Below are 1,228 nucleotides of genomic sequence, written 5' to 3' on the forward strand. Positions count from 1 at the left end.
AGAACTTGCGTCTTATATGGGCCAGACAGGCAACTTCGGTGATCCTGCCGGAGCGGTAAAGTTCTTCGAACCCGGCATAGCCATCGGCATGCATGAACCCGGAGTATCCCTTCAGGTGCTCTGCGGGACGGATGCCTTTGCGGTCCATCGAGAACCTGTAGAACGCCGCCGGCGGTGCGCCCGATCCGTGAGGCCGTTCGTCGCGCGCATAGACCCAGACCCGGCCGGTCTTTGTCTTGCCGTTGCCGGGCGCCAGAACCGACACCGGTGTATCATCAGCATGGATCGCAGCGCCCGCGCGCACATGCTGCCCGATCGCCTCAGCTAGCGGCTCAAGCAATGCTGTCGACTTGCCGACCCAGTCGGCCATTGTGGAGCGCTCGAGATCGAGCCCTTCCCGGGCATAGATCTGGCTCTGCCGGTAGAGTGGCAGGTGGTCGGCATACTTGGAGACGAGGACATGCGCGAGCAGGCCCGGGCCGGGCCGACCGCGTTCGATCGGGCGGCTGGGCAGCGGGGCCTGGTGGAACCGGTCACAACAGGTGCAGGCCATGCGGGGGCGCACATAGCGGTTCACCATGAACCGGCCGGGGACATACTCAAGCTCCTCGGTGACATCCTCGCCAACGCGCTTCAGCTTGCCGCCGCAGTCATTGCAGGCCTCGCCCGTCTCAAGCACCTGTTCGGTCCTTGGCAGATGATCCGGCAGCGGCCTGCGGACCGGCTTATCCTTCGGGGCAGGCTCTGGCGCGCCAGCGGGAACCTCTGTGCTGCGGGTGATCTCCAGGTCTTCCAGCATCAACTGCAGCTGTTGGAGGCCTTCGGCCGATGATCCGAACCGATGACGGGCCATCCCGGCCAACTGGAGCTTCAGCTTCTCGATCAGCAGGTCGCGCCCACGCAGTTCCGAGACATGACGAAAAATAACGGCATCGCGCTCGGCGATGATCGCCTTCAGCGCAGTGATGTCATCGGGAAGATCAGCCACGTTCGACATGGCTTCAATCTACCCTGCTTCGCCTCGCCGGTGAATCCCGAAAATCACTTCACCCTGTCGTCAGCGGTCGCCATGTCTTCCGCGTGATCCGCCAGTCGATCCCTTCAAGCAACATCGACAGCTGCGCCTGGCTGAGGTGGACCTTGCCATCCTTCGCCGCCGGCCAAACAAAGTGTCCCCGTTCGAGCCGCTTGGCAAAAAGGCATGCGCCCTGGCCGTCCCACCAGATGA

Annotated in this window: 2 protein-coding genes; both read right to left on the minus strand. The window is 63.2% G+C overall.

From position 1 onward, the window contains the following. Nucleotides 1–997: IS66 family transposase (tnpC, locus tag HOC_RS20490; RefSeq protein ID WP_035542513.1), on the minus strand; the 997-nt coding region annotated here is incomplete at its 3' end. A 49-nt stretch (nt 998–1,046) separates the two neighbouring features. Further along, a partial coding sequence (gene tnpB, locus HOC_RS20495) for an IS66 family insertion sequence element accessory protein TnpB (protein WP_035542515.1) occupies nt 1,047–1,228 on the minus strand: 182 nt, incomplete at its 5' end.

The organism is Hyphomonas oceanitis SCH89 (assembly GCF_000685295.1).
GTDB classification, from domain to species: Bacteria; Pseudomonadota; Alphaproteobacteria; order Caulobacterales; family Hyphomonadaceae; genus Hyphomonas; species Hyphomonas oceanitis.